Annotated in this window: 10 protein-coding genes; 3 read left to right on the plus strand and 7 right to left on the minus strand. The window is 71.7% G+C overall.

Annotated features, from left to right (window positions below):
* Position 1: 1 nt before the first annotated feature.
* A complete protein-coding gene (locus tag BEK98_RS11275; protein ID WP_094216316.1) occupies positions 2 to 829 on the minus strand; it encodes an enoyl-CoA hydratase family protein in 828 nt (275 codons plus the stop codon).
* Positions 830 to 1,123: 294 nt separating this feature from the next.
* On the opposite strand from BEK98_RS11275, the gene BEK98_RS11280 reads away from it, so the two are divergent.
* Positions 1,124 to 1,576 carry an ATP-binding protein gene (locus BEK98_RS11280; RefSeq protein WP_094216317.1) on the plus strand — a complete coding sequence of 151 codons (453 nt, stop codon included), beginning with the start codon at positions 1,124 to 1,126 and terminating at the stop codon, positions 1,574 to 1,576.
* Here BEK98_RS11280 and BEK98_RS11285 read toward each other — a convergent pair.
* The 3 genes from BEK98_RS11285 to BEK98_RS11295 all read right to left on the minus strand — a co-directional run bounded on the left by BEK98_RS11285 (position 1,536) and on the right by BEK98_RS11295 (position 5,445).
* Positions 1,536 to 2,981, minus strand: coding sequence for an amino acid permease (locus BEK98_RS11285; RefSeq protein WP_094216318.1), 1,446 nt, complete (start codon positions 2,979 to 2,981; stop codon positions 1,536 to 1,538). The two genes, BEK98_RS11280 and BEK98_RS11285, sit on opposite strands and share 41 nt — an antisense overlap.
* A gap of 112 nt (positions 2,982 to 3,093) precedes the next feature.
* Positions 3,094 to 4,122, minus strand: coding sequence for an ornithine carbamoyltransferase (gene argF, locus BEK98_RS11290; RefSeq protein ID WP_094216319.1), 1,029 nt, complete (start codon positions 4,120 to 4,122; stop codon positions 3,094 to 3,096).
* A 99-nt stretch (positions 4,123 to 4,221) separates the two neighbouring features.
* A complete protein-coding gene (locus tag BEK98_RS11295) occupies positions 4,222 to 5,445 on the minus strand; it encodes an arginine deiminase (RefSeq protein ID WP_094216320.1) in 1,224 nt (407 codons plus the stop codon).
* 130 nt (positions 5,446 to 5,575) lie between these two features.
* Between BEK98_RS11295 and BEK98_RS11300 the strand changes: the two genes are divergently transcribed.
* Positions 5,576 to 6,721 carry an SPFH domain-containing protein gene (locus BEK98_RS11300; RefSeq protein WP_094216321.1) on the plus strand — a complete coding sequence of 382 codons (1,146 nt, stop codon included), beginning with the start codon at positions 5,576 to 5,578 and terminating at the stop codon, positions 6,719 to 6,721.
* On the plus strand, positions 6,718 to 7,608 hold the full coding sequence (locus BEK98_RS11305) for an NAD(+)/NADH kinase (protein WP_094216322.1): 891 nt from the start codon (positions 6,718 to 6,720) through the stop codon (positions 7,606 to 7,608). The genes BEK98_RS11300 and BEK98_RS11305 overlap by 4 nt, the downstream gene beginning before the upstream one ends.
* A 1-nt stretch (position 7,609) precedes the next feature.
* Here BEK98_RS11305 and BEK98_RS11310 read toward each other — a convergent pair whose 3' ends face one another.
* The 3 genes from BEK98_RS11310 to BEK98_RS11320 are packed head-to-tail and all read right to left on the minus strand — an operon-like array spanning position 7,610 to position 12,648.
* Positions 7,610 to 10,174: a polynucleotide kinase-phosphatase gene (locus BEK98_RS11310; protein WP_094216323.1), complete on the minus strand. Its 2,565-nt coding sequence runs from the start codon at positions 10,172 to 10,174 to the stop codon at positions 7,610 to 7,612.
* A complete protein-coding gene (locus tag BEK98_RS11315) occupies positions 10,171 to 11,637 on the minus strand; it encodes a 3' terminal RNA ribose 2'-O-methyltransferase Hen1 (RefSeq protein WP_094216324.1) in 1,467 nt (488 codons plus the stop codon). The genes BEK98_RS11310 and BEK98_RS11315 overlap by 4 nt, the downstream gene beginning before the upstream one ends.
* Positions 11,638 to 11,697: 60 nt before the next feature.
* A complete protein-coding gene (locus BEK98_RS11320) occupies positions 11,698 to 12,648 on the minus strand; it encodes a hypothetical protein (protein WP_094216325.1) in 951 nt (316 codons plus the stop codon).
* Between the last annotated feature and the right edge of the window lie 53 nt (positions 12,649 to 12,701).

The raw sequence follows: 12,701 nt of genomic DNA on the forward strand, positions 1-12,701 counted from the left end.
GTTACCGCCCCCTCCACTTCGGCGGGCGCTTCTCCGTGAATGCCGCGTGGAACTCGGCGTAATCCTCGCCGTTCATCAGCAGCGCCTGGGTCGAGGCGTCCAGTTCCACCGATGCCGCCAAGGGCATGTCCAGTTCTGCCGTGAGCAGGGCCTTCGTCTGGGCGTACGCCAAAGCCGGGCCGTCTGCCAAGCGGCGGGCCAGCTCCGAAGCCGCCTCGTCCGCGCGGCCCTCCTCCGTCAGTTCGCTGATCAGGCCGATGCGCTCGGCCTCGGGTGCGCGTACCGGCTCGCCGAGCATCAGGAGGCGGGTCGCATGACCTAGGCCGACGACCCGGGGCAGCAGGTACGCCGCGCCCATGTCGCCGCCGGAGAGGCCGACGCGGGTGAAGAGGAAGGCGAAGCGGGCCGAGGGGTCCGCGACCCGGAAGTCGGACGCCAGGGCCAGGACCGCGCCCGCGCCGGCCGCCACGCCGTGGACGGCGGCGATCACCGGGAACGGGCATTCGCGGATCGCCCGTACCACCTGACCGGTCATCCGGTTGAAGTCGAGCAGCTGGGCGGTGTCCATGGACAGGGTGGCGCCGATGATCTCGTCCACGTCGCCGCCGGAGCAGAAGCCGCGCCCCTCGCCGGCCAGGACGAGGGCGCGGACCGACCGCTCCCGGCTCAGCTCGGCGAGCAGATCGCGCAGGTCGGCGTAGGCGCCGAAGGTGAGGGCGTTGAGTTTGTCGGGGCGGGCGAGGGTGACGGTGGCCACCCCGTCGGCGAGCTGGACCCGCAGGTGCTCCCAGTCGGAGGTGCGGGCGGCGGAGCCGGTGAAGGGACTCATGACGTGCGGCCTCCTAGGGGGGTGGTGCCTCACGCAGCGCTCCCCACGAAGTTAACACGTGTTTGTGACTGTCGTCACGAGGGCGCGACAGCGCGCCTCTGGATGGCCGGGTCCCGTCACGCGCGTCACTGATCGTCCACAGCGTCGTAACAGTGGGCACAGCCGGGCGAGGCGGGACGTTCAGCCGGGTAAGCCGCCCGGTACCGGGGCCGAAGGTCCCGAGCGGTGCCCGACGACGGTCCCTGTGGCCGGGCCCGTACCATTTCTGAGGTTGAAAGCAGGACAGCCTGCTCCATGAACGGACTCGCCTTGTACCAACGCCCCGCCCAACCGGCCTCTTGGCGCATCCCGCTGCCGCACACCGCAGCGGCGGTGCCCGTGGCGCGTGCCCTGGTCCGAACGGCCCTCGCCGAGGTGGAGCACGCGGCCGATCCCGACACCGCCGAGCTGCTGACGGCCGAGCTGGTCGCCAACGCGGTGGAGCACACCGACGGGCGTGGCCCGATAGAGCTGGTGGTCGAGCTGCTGCCGAGCGGCTGCCAGGTCGAGGTGCACGACCCGGACCCGGCGCCGCCGGGCCATCTCACCCGTCCGGTGATCGAGGAGCCCGACCCCTGGCAGGAGGGAGGGCGCGGTCTGCTGCTGATCCGCGCTCTCAGCTCGTCCTGCGGTCACCGCCCGACCCCGTCGGGCAAGGCGGTGTGGTTCAGACTGCCTGCAATTCCTGGTCAGCGGCGTCCGGCGTGACCTCGCGGGACGGCTGGGCCAGCGTGGAGTGCCGGCGGCCGTAGGCGACGTAGACGAGCAGGCCCACCGCGAGGAACACCGCGAACTGGAGCCAGGTCTGCCAGCCGGTCTCGTACATCAGGTACAGGCAGAAGGCGACGCCGAGCAGCGGGCCGACGGGGTAGAGCGGCACCCGGAAGCTGCGGTCGAGGCCCGGCTCGCGGCGGCGCAGGGCGATCACCGCGATGTTGACCACGGCCATGATGGCGAGCGTGCCGATGGTGCACAGGTTCATCACCGCGTCCAGGGAGGCGAAGGCCGCCGGGACCGCGAAGACGACCGCGACGATGACCGTTCCGGCCACCGGGGTGGAGGTCCGCGGCGACACCTTCTCGAAGACCCGCGGGATCAGGCCGTCCCGGGACATCGACATCAGGATGCGGGTCTGGCCGTACATCACCGCGAGGACGACGGAGGCGATGGCGACGACCGCGCCGAAGGCGATGACCCCACCGCCGACGGTGGAGCCGGTGACCTCGTTGACGACGTAGGAGAGGGCAGCGGGACGGCCGGCGACCTGGTCGCCGCCGATGGCGCCGATCGCGGCGACCGCGACCGCGCAGTAGAGGAGGGTGACCAGGCCCATGCAGACCAGGATCGCGATCGGGATGTCCCGGCGGGGGTTCTTCGCCTCCTCACCGGCCGTGGTGATCGCGTCGAAGCCGATGTAGGAGAAGAACGCGGCGGTGGTGCCCGCGCCGATGCCGCCGAGGCCGGCCGGGGAGAACGGGGTGAGGTTGCCGTCCTTGAAGGCGCTGTAGCCGATGGCGCAGAAGGCCAGGAGGATGACGAGCTTCACGGCCGCCATGGCGGCGGTGGCCCGGGCGCTCTCGCGCACCCCGCGCACCAGCAGCAGGGACGCCATCGCGATGACGATCATGGCGGGGAGGTTCACGACGCCGCCGTCGCCCGGACCGGCCGAGAGGACGGCGGGAAGCTGCCAGCCGGTGAGGCTGTGCAGGAGTTCGTTGACGTACTGGCTCCAGCCGACCGCGACCGCCGAGATGGAGATGCCGTACTCCAGCAGCAGGCACCAGCCGACCAGGAAGGCGGTGGACTCGCCGAGGCCCGCGTAGGCGAAGGAGTACGAGGAGCCGGAGACCGGGATCGCGCCGCCCAGCTCGGCGAAGGAGAGGGCGGTGAAGACGCAGGTGATCGCGGCGAGGACGAAGGAGACGACCACGGCGGGGCCGGCCTGGGCGACGGAGTCGGAGAGGCCGACGAAGATGCCGGTACCGACGATGGCGCCGACGCCGAAGCAGATCAGCTGGAAGAGTCCCATCGTGCGCTTGAGGCCGTGGCCTTCGCGGTCGGCGCCGGATTCGGCTATGAGCGCGCCGGGGGACTTGATGCGGGGAGCGGGCATGCGGGTGGTGCTCGTTTCTGGTGGTGCGGGCGCGATCACTGGTCGATCGCTGCGGCGGCCGTGGCAGGGGTGGCGCCGGGCCGCCGGTCAGGATAAGGCCTGGTGAGGTGGGTCAGGCAAGGCTGTGTGACGCGCCCGCCAGGGTGGCCACGAGAACCGCCTTGATCGTGTGCATCCGGTTCTCGGCCTCGTCGAAGACGACGGAGTGCTCGGACTCGAACACCTCGTCGGTCACCTCCAGCTCGGTCAGTCCGTGCCGCTCGTGGATCTCGCGGCCCACGGCGGTGCCGAGGTCATGGAAGGCCGGCAGGCAGTGCAGGAACTTCACCTGGTCGTTGCCGGTGGCGCGCAGCACGTCCATGGTGACGGCGTACGGGCCCAGCAGGGCGATGCGCTCGTCCCAGACCTCCTTGGGCTCGCCCATGGAGACCCAGACGTCGGTGGCGATGAAGTCGGCGCCCCGCACGCCGTCCTTCACATCGTCGGTGAGGGTGATCCGGGCGCCGGAGGCCGTGGCGAGCTGCCGGGCCACCTCGATGATCGTCTCGTCCGGCCACAGCAGCTTGGGCGCGACGATCCGGACGTCCATGCCGAGCAGGGCGCCGGTGACCAGGTAGGAGTTGCCCATGTTGTACCGGGCGTCGCCGAGGTAGGCGAAGGCGATCTCGGCCAGCGGCTTGTCGCTGTGCTCGGTCATGGTGAGCACGTCGGCGAGCATCTGGGTGGGGTGCCACTCGTCGGTGAGGCCGTTGTAGACGGGGACTCCGGCGTAGGTGGCCAGCTCCTCGATCACGCCCTGACCGTGCCCGCGGTACTCGATGCCGTCGAACATCCGGCCGAGGACGCGGGCGGTGTCCTTCACGGACTCCTTGTGCCCGATCTGCGAGCCGGACGGGTCGAGGTAGGTGGTGTGGGCGCCCTGGTCGGCGGCGGCGACCTCGAACGCGCAGCGGGTGCGCGTCGAGGTCTTCTCGAAGATCAGTGCGATGTTCTTGCCGCGCAGGTACTGCGTCTCGGCCCCGGCCTTCTTGGCGGCCTTCAGCTCGGCGGCCAGCTCGACCAGACCGCGGAACTCCTCCTCGGTGAAGTCAAGCTCCTTGAGGAAGTGGCGGCCGGCGAGGGCGGTCGGAACTGTCGCCATGGGGGCGCTCCAGGGGTACGGGTGGACGGACCTTGGAATTCTATACGACGGTCAGCATTTATATACAGTCCGGTATGCGGGCCGATGCAGTCCGCTCGGTCACACCGCCTCACGCTCGACGGGACAGCTCATACAGCGCGGGCCACCCCTGCCCCGCCCCAGCTCGCTGCCCGGGATCTCGATCACCTCGATGCCCTGCTTGCGCAGATGGGTGTTGGTGGTGACGTTGCGCTCGTAGGCGACGACGACACCGGGCTCGACGGCGAGCACGTTGCAGCCGTCGTCCCACTGCTCGCGCTCGGCCGCGTGGACGTCCTGGGTGGCGGTCAGGACGCGGATCTCGCTGAGCCCGAGGGCGGCGGCGATCGCGCGGTGCATGTGCTCCGGCGGGTGGTCGGTGACCTTCAGCTCCTTGTCGGCGGCGCCCGGCTCGATGGTGTACGAGCGGAGCATGCCGAGGCCCGCGTACTGGGTGAAGACATCGCCGTCGACCATGGTCATCACGGTGTCGAGGTGCATCAGGGCGCGCTTCTTGGGCATGTCGAGCGCGACGATCGTCTGCGCGGACCCCGCGGCGAACAGCTTGTGCGCGAGCATCTCGACGGCCTGCGGGGTGGTGCGCTCGCTCATGCCGATGAGGACCGCGCCGTTGCCGATGACCAGGACGTCGCCGCCCTCGATGGTGGACGGGTAGTCGGCCTGCCCCTCGGACCAGATGTGGAACATCTCGTCGCGGAAGAGCGGGTGGTGCCGGTAGATCGCCTCGAAGTGCACGGTCTCGCGCTGCCGCGCCGGCCAGCGCATGGCGTTGATGGAGACGCCGTCGTAGATCCAGGCGGAGGTGTCGCGGGTGAAGAGGTGGTTGGGCAGGGGCCTGAGCAGGAAGTCGTCGAGGTCCATGACATGGAACCGCACGGAGGTCGGCTCCTCGTGCGCCTCCAGGAACTCCCGCTTGGTCATGCCGCCGACGAGGGCCTCGGTCAGCTCGCGCGCGGGCAGGGACTCGAAGGCGGCCCGGAGGTGGTCGGTGGCCAGCGGGCCGTACTCCTTCTCGTCGAAGACCCGGTCCAGGACGAGCGCCCGCGCCGCCGGGAACTCCAGCACCTCCGCGAGCAGGTCGCCGAAGAGGTGCACGGCGACCCCGCGGTCGCGCAGGACGTCGGCGAACCCGTCGTGCTCGGCGCGCGCCCGGCGCACCCACAGCACGTCGTCGAACAGCAGGGCGTCCTTGTTGCTGGGGGTGAGCCTTTTGAGCTCCAGGTCGGGCCGGTGCAGGATCACGCGGCGCAGCCGACCGGCCTCGGAGTCGACGTGGTATGCCATGCCACCATCCTGGCCATTGATGCTCGCCTTCACGCCCTTCTTGGCCGTTTCCGCCCCTTCCTGTTTTCGTCCCCTTGACGAGAAGCGGTCGTACGATTATCGTCGCCATGACGAAAAGCGAGGGGGACTCATGGCCGACATCACCCGGCGCCTGGGCTGGCGCCATCTGCGCGGCGCGCCCACGGCGCACATCCGGCACCACCGCTCCGGCACCCTGGTCCACGACGGTCCCGGGCTCAGCTTCTGGTTCCGCCCGCTGTCCGCCGCCCTGTCCGAGGTGCCGGTGGACGACCGGGAACTGGCGATGACCTTCCACGCCCGCACCTCCGACTTCCAGGACGTGGCGGTGCAGGCGACGGTCACCTACCGGATCGCCGACCCGGGCGTCGCCGCCGCCCGCCTGGACTTCTCGATCGACCCCGACACCGGCGCCTGGCGCGGCACCCCGCTGGAACAGCTGGGCACGCTGCTCACCGAGACGGCCCAGCAGCACGCGCTGGACGTCCTCGCCCGTACGCCGCTCTCGGCGGCGCTGGTGGACGGGGTCGCGGCGGTGCGCGAGCGGGTCGCGGCCGGGCTCGGCGCGGAACCGCGGCTGCCCGCCACCGGCATCGAGGTGGTGGCCGTACGCGTGATGGCGCTGCGGCCGGAACCGGAGGTGGAGCGGGCACTGCGCACTCCGGCCCGGGAGCAGATCCAGCAGGAGGCCGACCGGGCGACCTACGAGCGGCGGGCCGTCGCGGTCGAGCGGGAGCGGACCATCGCCGAGAACGAACTGGCCAGCCGGATCGAACTCGCCCGCCGGGAAGAGCAGTTGGTCGAGCAGCGGGGCACCAACGCGCGCCGCGAGGCCGAGGAGCAGGCGGCCGCGGACGCGGTACGCGCCCAGGCGGAGGCGGCACGGTCGGTGAAGCTCGCCGAGGCCGAGGCCACGCGGTCGGTCAAGCTCGCCGAGGCCGAGGCGGCGCGGTCGGTCACGCTGGCGGAGGCGGAGGCGGCCCGGACGACGAAGCTCGCCGAGGCGGAGGCGGCACGGGCCGAGCGGGTCGCCCGCGCGGAGGCCGAGGGCGCGCGCGAGGTCGGCGAGGCGCGGGCGCAGGCCCAGGCGGCCTGGCTGCGGGTGCACGCGGAGGCCGGGATCGACGGGACGACGACCCTGCAGGCGCTCACCGCGACCCGGCTGGCCGAGAACCTGCCCCGCATCGACAGCGTCACCGTCTCGCCGGACGTGCTCACCGGACTGCTCGCCAGGCTCTCCCCGGGGAGCGCGGAGTGAGCCTCGCGCCGCGTGCCGTCCTGGTCCATCGCACCACGGAGTACGAGGAGTTGGTGGCCCGGCACGGCACGCACGGCCAGGCCGCCTTCTTCCTCGCCTCCCGGGGCCGGGACATCGAGGAGGTCGCCGAACGCCACCGCCGGGCCCGCGGCGCCCTGGCCGAGGTGACCGCGGCCGTCCCCCTGACCTGGCGTCAGGCGCGGGTGGAGCGGGCCGACCTGGACCGCTTCCTGTTCGCGCCGGAGGACGTGGTCGTGGTGGTCGGCCAGGACGGACTGGTCGCCAACGTCGCCAAGTACCTGACGGGCCAGCCGGTGATCGGCATCGACACCGACCCGGGCCGCAACCCCGGGGTGCTGGTCCGGCACCGCCCGCAGGACGCGGTGAAGCTGCTGGCGGCGGCACCGGTCACGGTGGACGAACTCACCATGGTCGAGGCCGTCGCCGACGACACCCAGCGGCTGGTGGCGCTCAACGAGATCTACCTCGGCACACCGGGCCACCAGACCGCCCGCTACCGCCTGGGCCTCGACGACGACGGGGGTGCCGTCGAGGCCCAGGCCTCCTCCGGGGTGCTGGTCGGAACCGGCACCGGCGCGACCGGCTGGCTGCGCTCGGTGTGGCAGGAGCGGGACAGCCGGCTCCCGCTGCCCTCCCCCACCGAGGACCGGCTGGTGTGGTTCGTCCGGGAGGCCTGGCCGTCACCCGCCACCGGTACGACCCTGGTGGCGGGCGAACTCGCGGCCTCGGCGTCGCTCACGGTCACCGTGGAGTCCGACCGGCTCATCGCCTTCGGCGACGGCATCGAGAGCGACGCACTCCAGCTCACCTGGGGACAGACGGTCCGGGTGGGGGTGTGCGGGCAGCGGCTGCGGCTGGCGGGTTAGCTCAGAGACGGGGGTCGACCGGCTCGGACTCCAGGGCCAGCACACCGAACACCGCCTCGTGCACCCGCCACAGCGGCTCCCCGTCCGCGAGCCGGTCCAGGGCCTCCAGGCCCAGGGCGTACTCGCGGATCGCCAGCGACCGCTTGTGGTTCAGGAACCGCTGCCGCAGCTTGGCGAGGTTGTCCGGCCGGGTGTACTCGGGACCGTAGATGATCCGCAGGTACTCGCGGCCCCGGCACTTGATGCCGGGCTGCACCAGCCGGCCCTCCGGGCTGCGGACCACCGCGCCCACCGGCTTGACGACCATGCCCTCGCCGCCCCGGCCGGTCATCTCCAGCCACCAGTCGACGCCGGCGCGGACCGACTCGGGGTCGCCCGTGTCGACGTACAGGCGCCGGGTGGTCTGCAGCAGTCCGGTGCCGTCGTGCTCCACCAGCCGGTCGATCAGGGCCAGTTGCTCGTCGTGCGGCAGCGCGGCCAGGCTGCGCCCGCGGGTGGCCAGGATCTGGAAGGGGGCCAGGCGGACCCCGTCCAGGCCGTCGGTCGTCCAGCAGTACCGGCGGTAGGCGTCGGTGAACGCGGCCGCGTCGGCCGCGCGGTCACGCTGCTGGTCCAGCAGCCCGCCCACGTCGGTGCCACGGGCCGCGGCGGCCTCCAGTGCGGCCAGCGCACCCGGGAACACCGCACCGGAGGCGGCGCCCACGGCCGCGTACTGGCTGCGCAACAGCCCCGAGGCCTTCAGCGACCAGGGCATCAGCTCGGCGTCGAGCAGGAGCCAGTCGCCCGCGCCGGAGGCGCTGTCGGCTGCAGCCAGCTCCTCCCACAGGCCCGCGTCCCCGACGGCCGAGCGCAGCCGGCCGAGGATCTCCTCGGTCACCGTCTCGTCGTCGAAGAACGGCCGTCCGGTACGGGTGTACAGCGACCCCGTGGGCCCGTCCACACCGAACCGCTCGCGAGCAGCGTCCGCGTCCCGGCACACCAGGGCCACCGCCCGCGAGCCCATGTGCTTCTCCTCGCACACGACCCGCGCGACGCCGTCCGCCGCGTACTGCGCGAAGGCCTCGGCCGGGTGCTCCAGGTAGCCATCCTCCTGCGAGGTCGCCGTCGGTGCCATCGTCGGCGGCAGGTACGGCAGCAGGCGCGGGTCGACCGCGAAGCGGCTCATGACCTCCAGGGCCGCGGCCGCGTTCTCCTCGCGGACCGCGACCCGGCCCGCGTGCCGGGTCTCCACGGCCCTGCGGCCGTGCACGTCCGCCAGGCCCAGCGGCCGCCCGTCGTGCCCGCCGGGCGCCTCGCCGCGCAGCGGCCTGGCCGGCTCGTACCAGACCTGCTCGGCCGGTACGTCGACCAGTTCGCGCTCCGGCCAGCGCAGCGCGGTCAGCTTGCCGCCGAAGACGGCGCCGGTGTCCAGGCAGATGGTGTTGTTGAGCCAGGTGGCCTCCGGGACCGGGGTGTGGCCGTACACCACCGCCGCGCGGCCCCGGTAGTCCTCGGCCCACGGGTAGCGCACGGGCAGCCCGAACTCGTCGGTCTCGCCGGTGGTGTCGCCGTACAGGGCGTGCGAGCGCACCCGGCCGGACGTGCGGCCGTGGTACTTCTCGGGCAGACCGGCGTGGCAGACGACCAGCTTGCCGCCGTCGAGGACGTAGTGGCTGACCAGCCCCTCCAGGAAGCGGCGCACCTCCGCCCTGAACTCCTCGCTCTCGCCCTCCATCTGCGCGATGGTCTCGGCGAGCCCGTGGGTGTGCTGGACCTTGCGGCCCTTGAGGTAACGGCCGTACTTGTTCTCGTGGTTGCCGGGCACGCACAGCGCGTTGCCCGACCCGACCATGGACATCACCCGGCGCAGCACACCCGGGCTGTCCGGGCCGCGGTCCACCAGGTCGCCGACGAACACGGCGGTACGGCCGTCCGGGTGCACGCCGTCGGAGTAGCCCAACTCGGCCAGCAGCGACTCCAGTTCGGAGGCGCAGCCGTGGATGTCGCCGATGATGTCGAAGGGGCCGGTGAGGTGGGTCAGGTCGTTGAAGCGCTTCTCGGTGACGACGGTGGCGCTGTCGACCTCCTCGACCCCGCGCAGGACGTGCACCTTGCGGAAGCCCTCGCGCTCCAGGTGCCGCAGGGAGCGGCGGAGTTCGCGGATGTGCCGCTGGATGACCCGGCGGGGCATGTCGGCGCGGTCGGTACGGGCCGCGTTGCGCTCCGCGCAGACCTCCTCGGGCACGTCCAGCACGATGGCGATGGGCAGCACGTCGTACTGCTTGGCCAGCTCGATGAGCTGGCGCCTGCTGTCCTGCTGCACGCTGGTGGCGTCGACGACGGTACGGCGGCCGGCGGCCAGCCGCTTGCCGGCGATGTAGTGCAGGACGTCGAAGGCGTCCCGGGTCGCGCTCTGGTCGTTCTCGTCGTCGGAGACCAGACCGCGGCAGAAGTCGGAGGAGATCACCTCGGTCGGCTTGAAGTGCCGGCGGGCGAACGTGGACTTGCCGGAGCCGGAGGCGCCGACGAGGACGACGAGGGAGAGGTCGGTGACGGGGAGGACCCGTCCCGTACGGTTCTCGGTCATGCTGCCTTCGCCTCCTTCTCGGTGTCGTTGCGGTGGAACAGGGCCATCTGGGTGGGCGGACCCACCTCGGGGTCGTCCGGCCCGACGGGAGCGAACTCGACCTCGTAGCCGTACCGTTCGGCGATCGTCGCCGACCAGGTGCGGAACTCCTCCCGGGTCCACTCGAAGCGGTGGTCGCCGTGCCGGACGTGTCCGGCGGGCAGGGTCTCCCAGCGGACGTTGTACTCGACGTTCGGGGTGGTCACCAGGACCGTGCGCGGGCGCGCGTGTCCGAACACCGCGTACTCCAGGGCGGGCAGCCGAGGCAGGTCGAGGTGCTCGATCACCTCGCTGAGCACGGCGGCGTCGTAGCCCTTGAGCCGGTTGTCGGTGTAGGCGAGCGAGCCCTGGAAGAGCTTGACGCGGGCCGCCTGCCGCTCCCCCATGCGGTCGAGCTTCAGCCGCCGCGAGGCGATGGTGAGCGCCCGGACGGACACGTCGACGCCGACGACCTCGCTGAACCGCACGTCCTTGAGCAGTTCCTGCACCAACTGGCCCTGCCCGCAGCCCAGGTCGAGCACCCGGGCGGCACCGGACGCGCGCAGGGCGGCGAGGATCGCCTCGCGCCGCTGCACGGCGAGCGGGGTCGGCTTCTCCTCGGCCTCCGACTCCTCCTCGACCGCGTTGTCGATCGACTCGACCTCGCTGTCGTCGGCCTCGGCCAGGCGCACCAGCTCCAGCCGCTCCATCGCCTGCCGGGTCAGGGACCAGCGACGGGAGAGGTAGCGGCTGGTGATCAGCTTCTGCTCCGGGTGCCCGGGCAGCCAGCCGTCCCCGGCCCGCAGCAGCTTGTCGACCTCGTCGGAGGAGACCCAGTAGTGCTTGGCGTCGTCGAGGACGGGGAGCAGCACGTACAGGTGGCGCAGCGCCTCGGCGAGGGTCAGCTTCTCCGACTCCAGGACGAGGCGGACGTACCGCGAGTCGCCCCACCCCGGGAATTCGGTGTCGAGGGCGACCGGGTCGGCGGTCACCGCCCAGCCGAGCGGTTCGAAGAGCTGTCGTACGAGATCCGGACCGCCGCGGGCGGGCAGCGCGGGCACCTCGATGCGCAGCGGCAGGGGCGCGGCGGCCCGCTCCGGGCGGGCGTTGCACACACCGCGCAGGGCGCTGGAGAACACGCCGCTCAGCGCGACCGCGAGCAGCGAGGAGGCCGCGTAGGGGCGGTCGTTGACGTACTGGGCGAGTGCCGCGTCGGGTGCTCCGCCGCGGCCCTTGCCCTTGCCCCGCCGGACCAGCGCGACCGTATCGACCTCGAGCAACAGCGCGGCCGTGCAGCGCTGGGCGTCCGCCTCCGGGTAGAAGACGTGCGCGGTGCCGTAGGAGGTCGAGAACTTCTGCGCCTTGTCGGGATGCTTGTGCAGCAGGAACCCGAGGTCGGTGGCCGGGAAGGCGGCGGTGCCGCTCGTGGAGATCGTCAGGAACACGCGTCCGATTCTCCCGTGTACGGCACCTCTCCGACCATCGGTTTTAGCGCATAGCCCGGCTCAGGACTCCTTCTCGACGATCGTCCGGGCGTTCTCGACTGCCCGGTCGTCCGCCGCGCGCATGGCGTCCAGGTCCTTCTCGTGCCGGCCGATGACCGTCTTCTGAGCGCGGGCCTCGACGGCGTGGACGGTGTCGATGTAGTCGGTGTCGAGCTTGCACCGGGCATCGGCGGCCGCTGTCTTCTTCTCGTGGCCCGTCGGCTCGTCCGTCCGGTACCAGGCGGTGTCGAACGACGCCTCGTCCGGGTCGGGGTAGCGGAAGCCCTTCTCCTTCATGCAGGCCGACCACGCGCGGTCGGCCTTCTTCCAGGCCGGGTCCTTCCGCGCCTCCTTGTGGGACTCGGACCACAGTGCGAGGGCCAGTGAGTAGAAGCCGGTGAGCTTCACGCCGTTGACCTTCGTCGCCTTGGGTGGAGAGCCGTAGATCGTCCGCGTCGCCCGTCCCAGGCAACCGCCCTCGGGGATGGGCTGACCATGGGCACGGTGGCTGTCACCGGAGTCGAACGAGCCGGTGAGGGCGACGTACTGGTCGGCCGGCCACTCCTGGGGCTGGGCGTCGGACTCCTTCAGGTTCCGGTTGTGGTACCCGTGCTCGGCGGCCCGGTCGGGATCGTCCACCCCGTAGGGGCTGTCGTCACCGGTCGTGCCGCGGCCCACCAGGGTTCCCTGCCGGACCGGGTACGTCGACTCGACGGCCTTGGTGTCGAGCACCGTGAAGCCGGAGAAGCCGAGCCGGACCATGCACTTCTTCGCGAGGATCCACTGCGCCCTGCTGACGGCCTTTCCCCCGTCCGACGACGGGTCCGGTATGTAGGCGTGCAGCGGGAACGACTCCATGGTGTTGAGGCGTCGGGCCGCGTCGGCGGGGTCGTCGTGGCCGGCGAACTGGCAGGCCGACAGGGCCAGCAGGCCGGTGGCAGCGAGAGAGGCGAGAGGGAGCACTTTACGCACCCGGTCATCCGATCAGGACTGGATCATGTGCGCCGTGATGGAGCCCACAGTTC

Origin of the sequence: Streptomyces diastatochromogenes, assembly GCF_002242805.1 — a bacterium.
Lineage (GTDB): Bacteria > Actinomycetota > Actinomycetes > Streptomycetales > Streptomycetaceae > Streptomyces > Streptomyces diastatochromogenes.

Bases quoted from the DNA above. Each gene is read 5' to 3' on its own strand.
- BEK98_RS11280 (WP_094216317.1), top strand. From the start codon at position 1,124: ATGAACGGACTCGCCTTGTACCAACGCCCCGCCCAACCGGCCTCTTGG.
- BEK98_RS11300 (WP_094216321.1), top strand. From the start codon at position 5,576: ATGGCCGACATCACCCGGCGCCTGGGCTGGCGCCATCTGCGCGGCGCG.
- BEK98_RS11310 (WP_094216323.1), bottom strand. From the start codon at position 10,174: ATGACCGAGAACCGTACGGGACGGGTCCTCCCCGTCACCGACCTCTCC.
- argF (WP_094216319.1), bottom strand. From the start codon at position 4,122: ATGGCGACAGTTCCGACCGCCCTCGCCGGCCGCCACTTCCTCAAGGAG.
- BEK98_RS11275 (WP_094216316.1), bottom strand. From the start codon at position 829: ATGAGTCCCTTCACCGGCTCCGCCGCCCGCACCTCCGACTGGGAGCAC.
- BEK98_RS11295 (WP_094216320.1), bottom strand. From the start codon at position 5,445: ATGGCATACCACGTCGACTCCGAGGCCGGTCGGCTGCGCCGCGTGATC.
- BEK98_RS11285 (WP_094216318.1), bottom strand. From the start codon at position 2,981: ATGCCCGCTCCCCGCATCAAGTCCCCCGGCGCGCTCATAGCCGAATCC.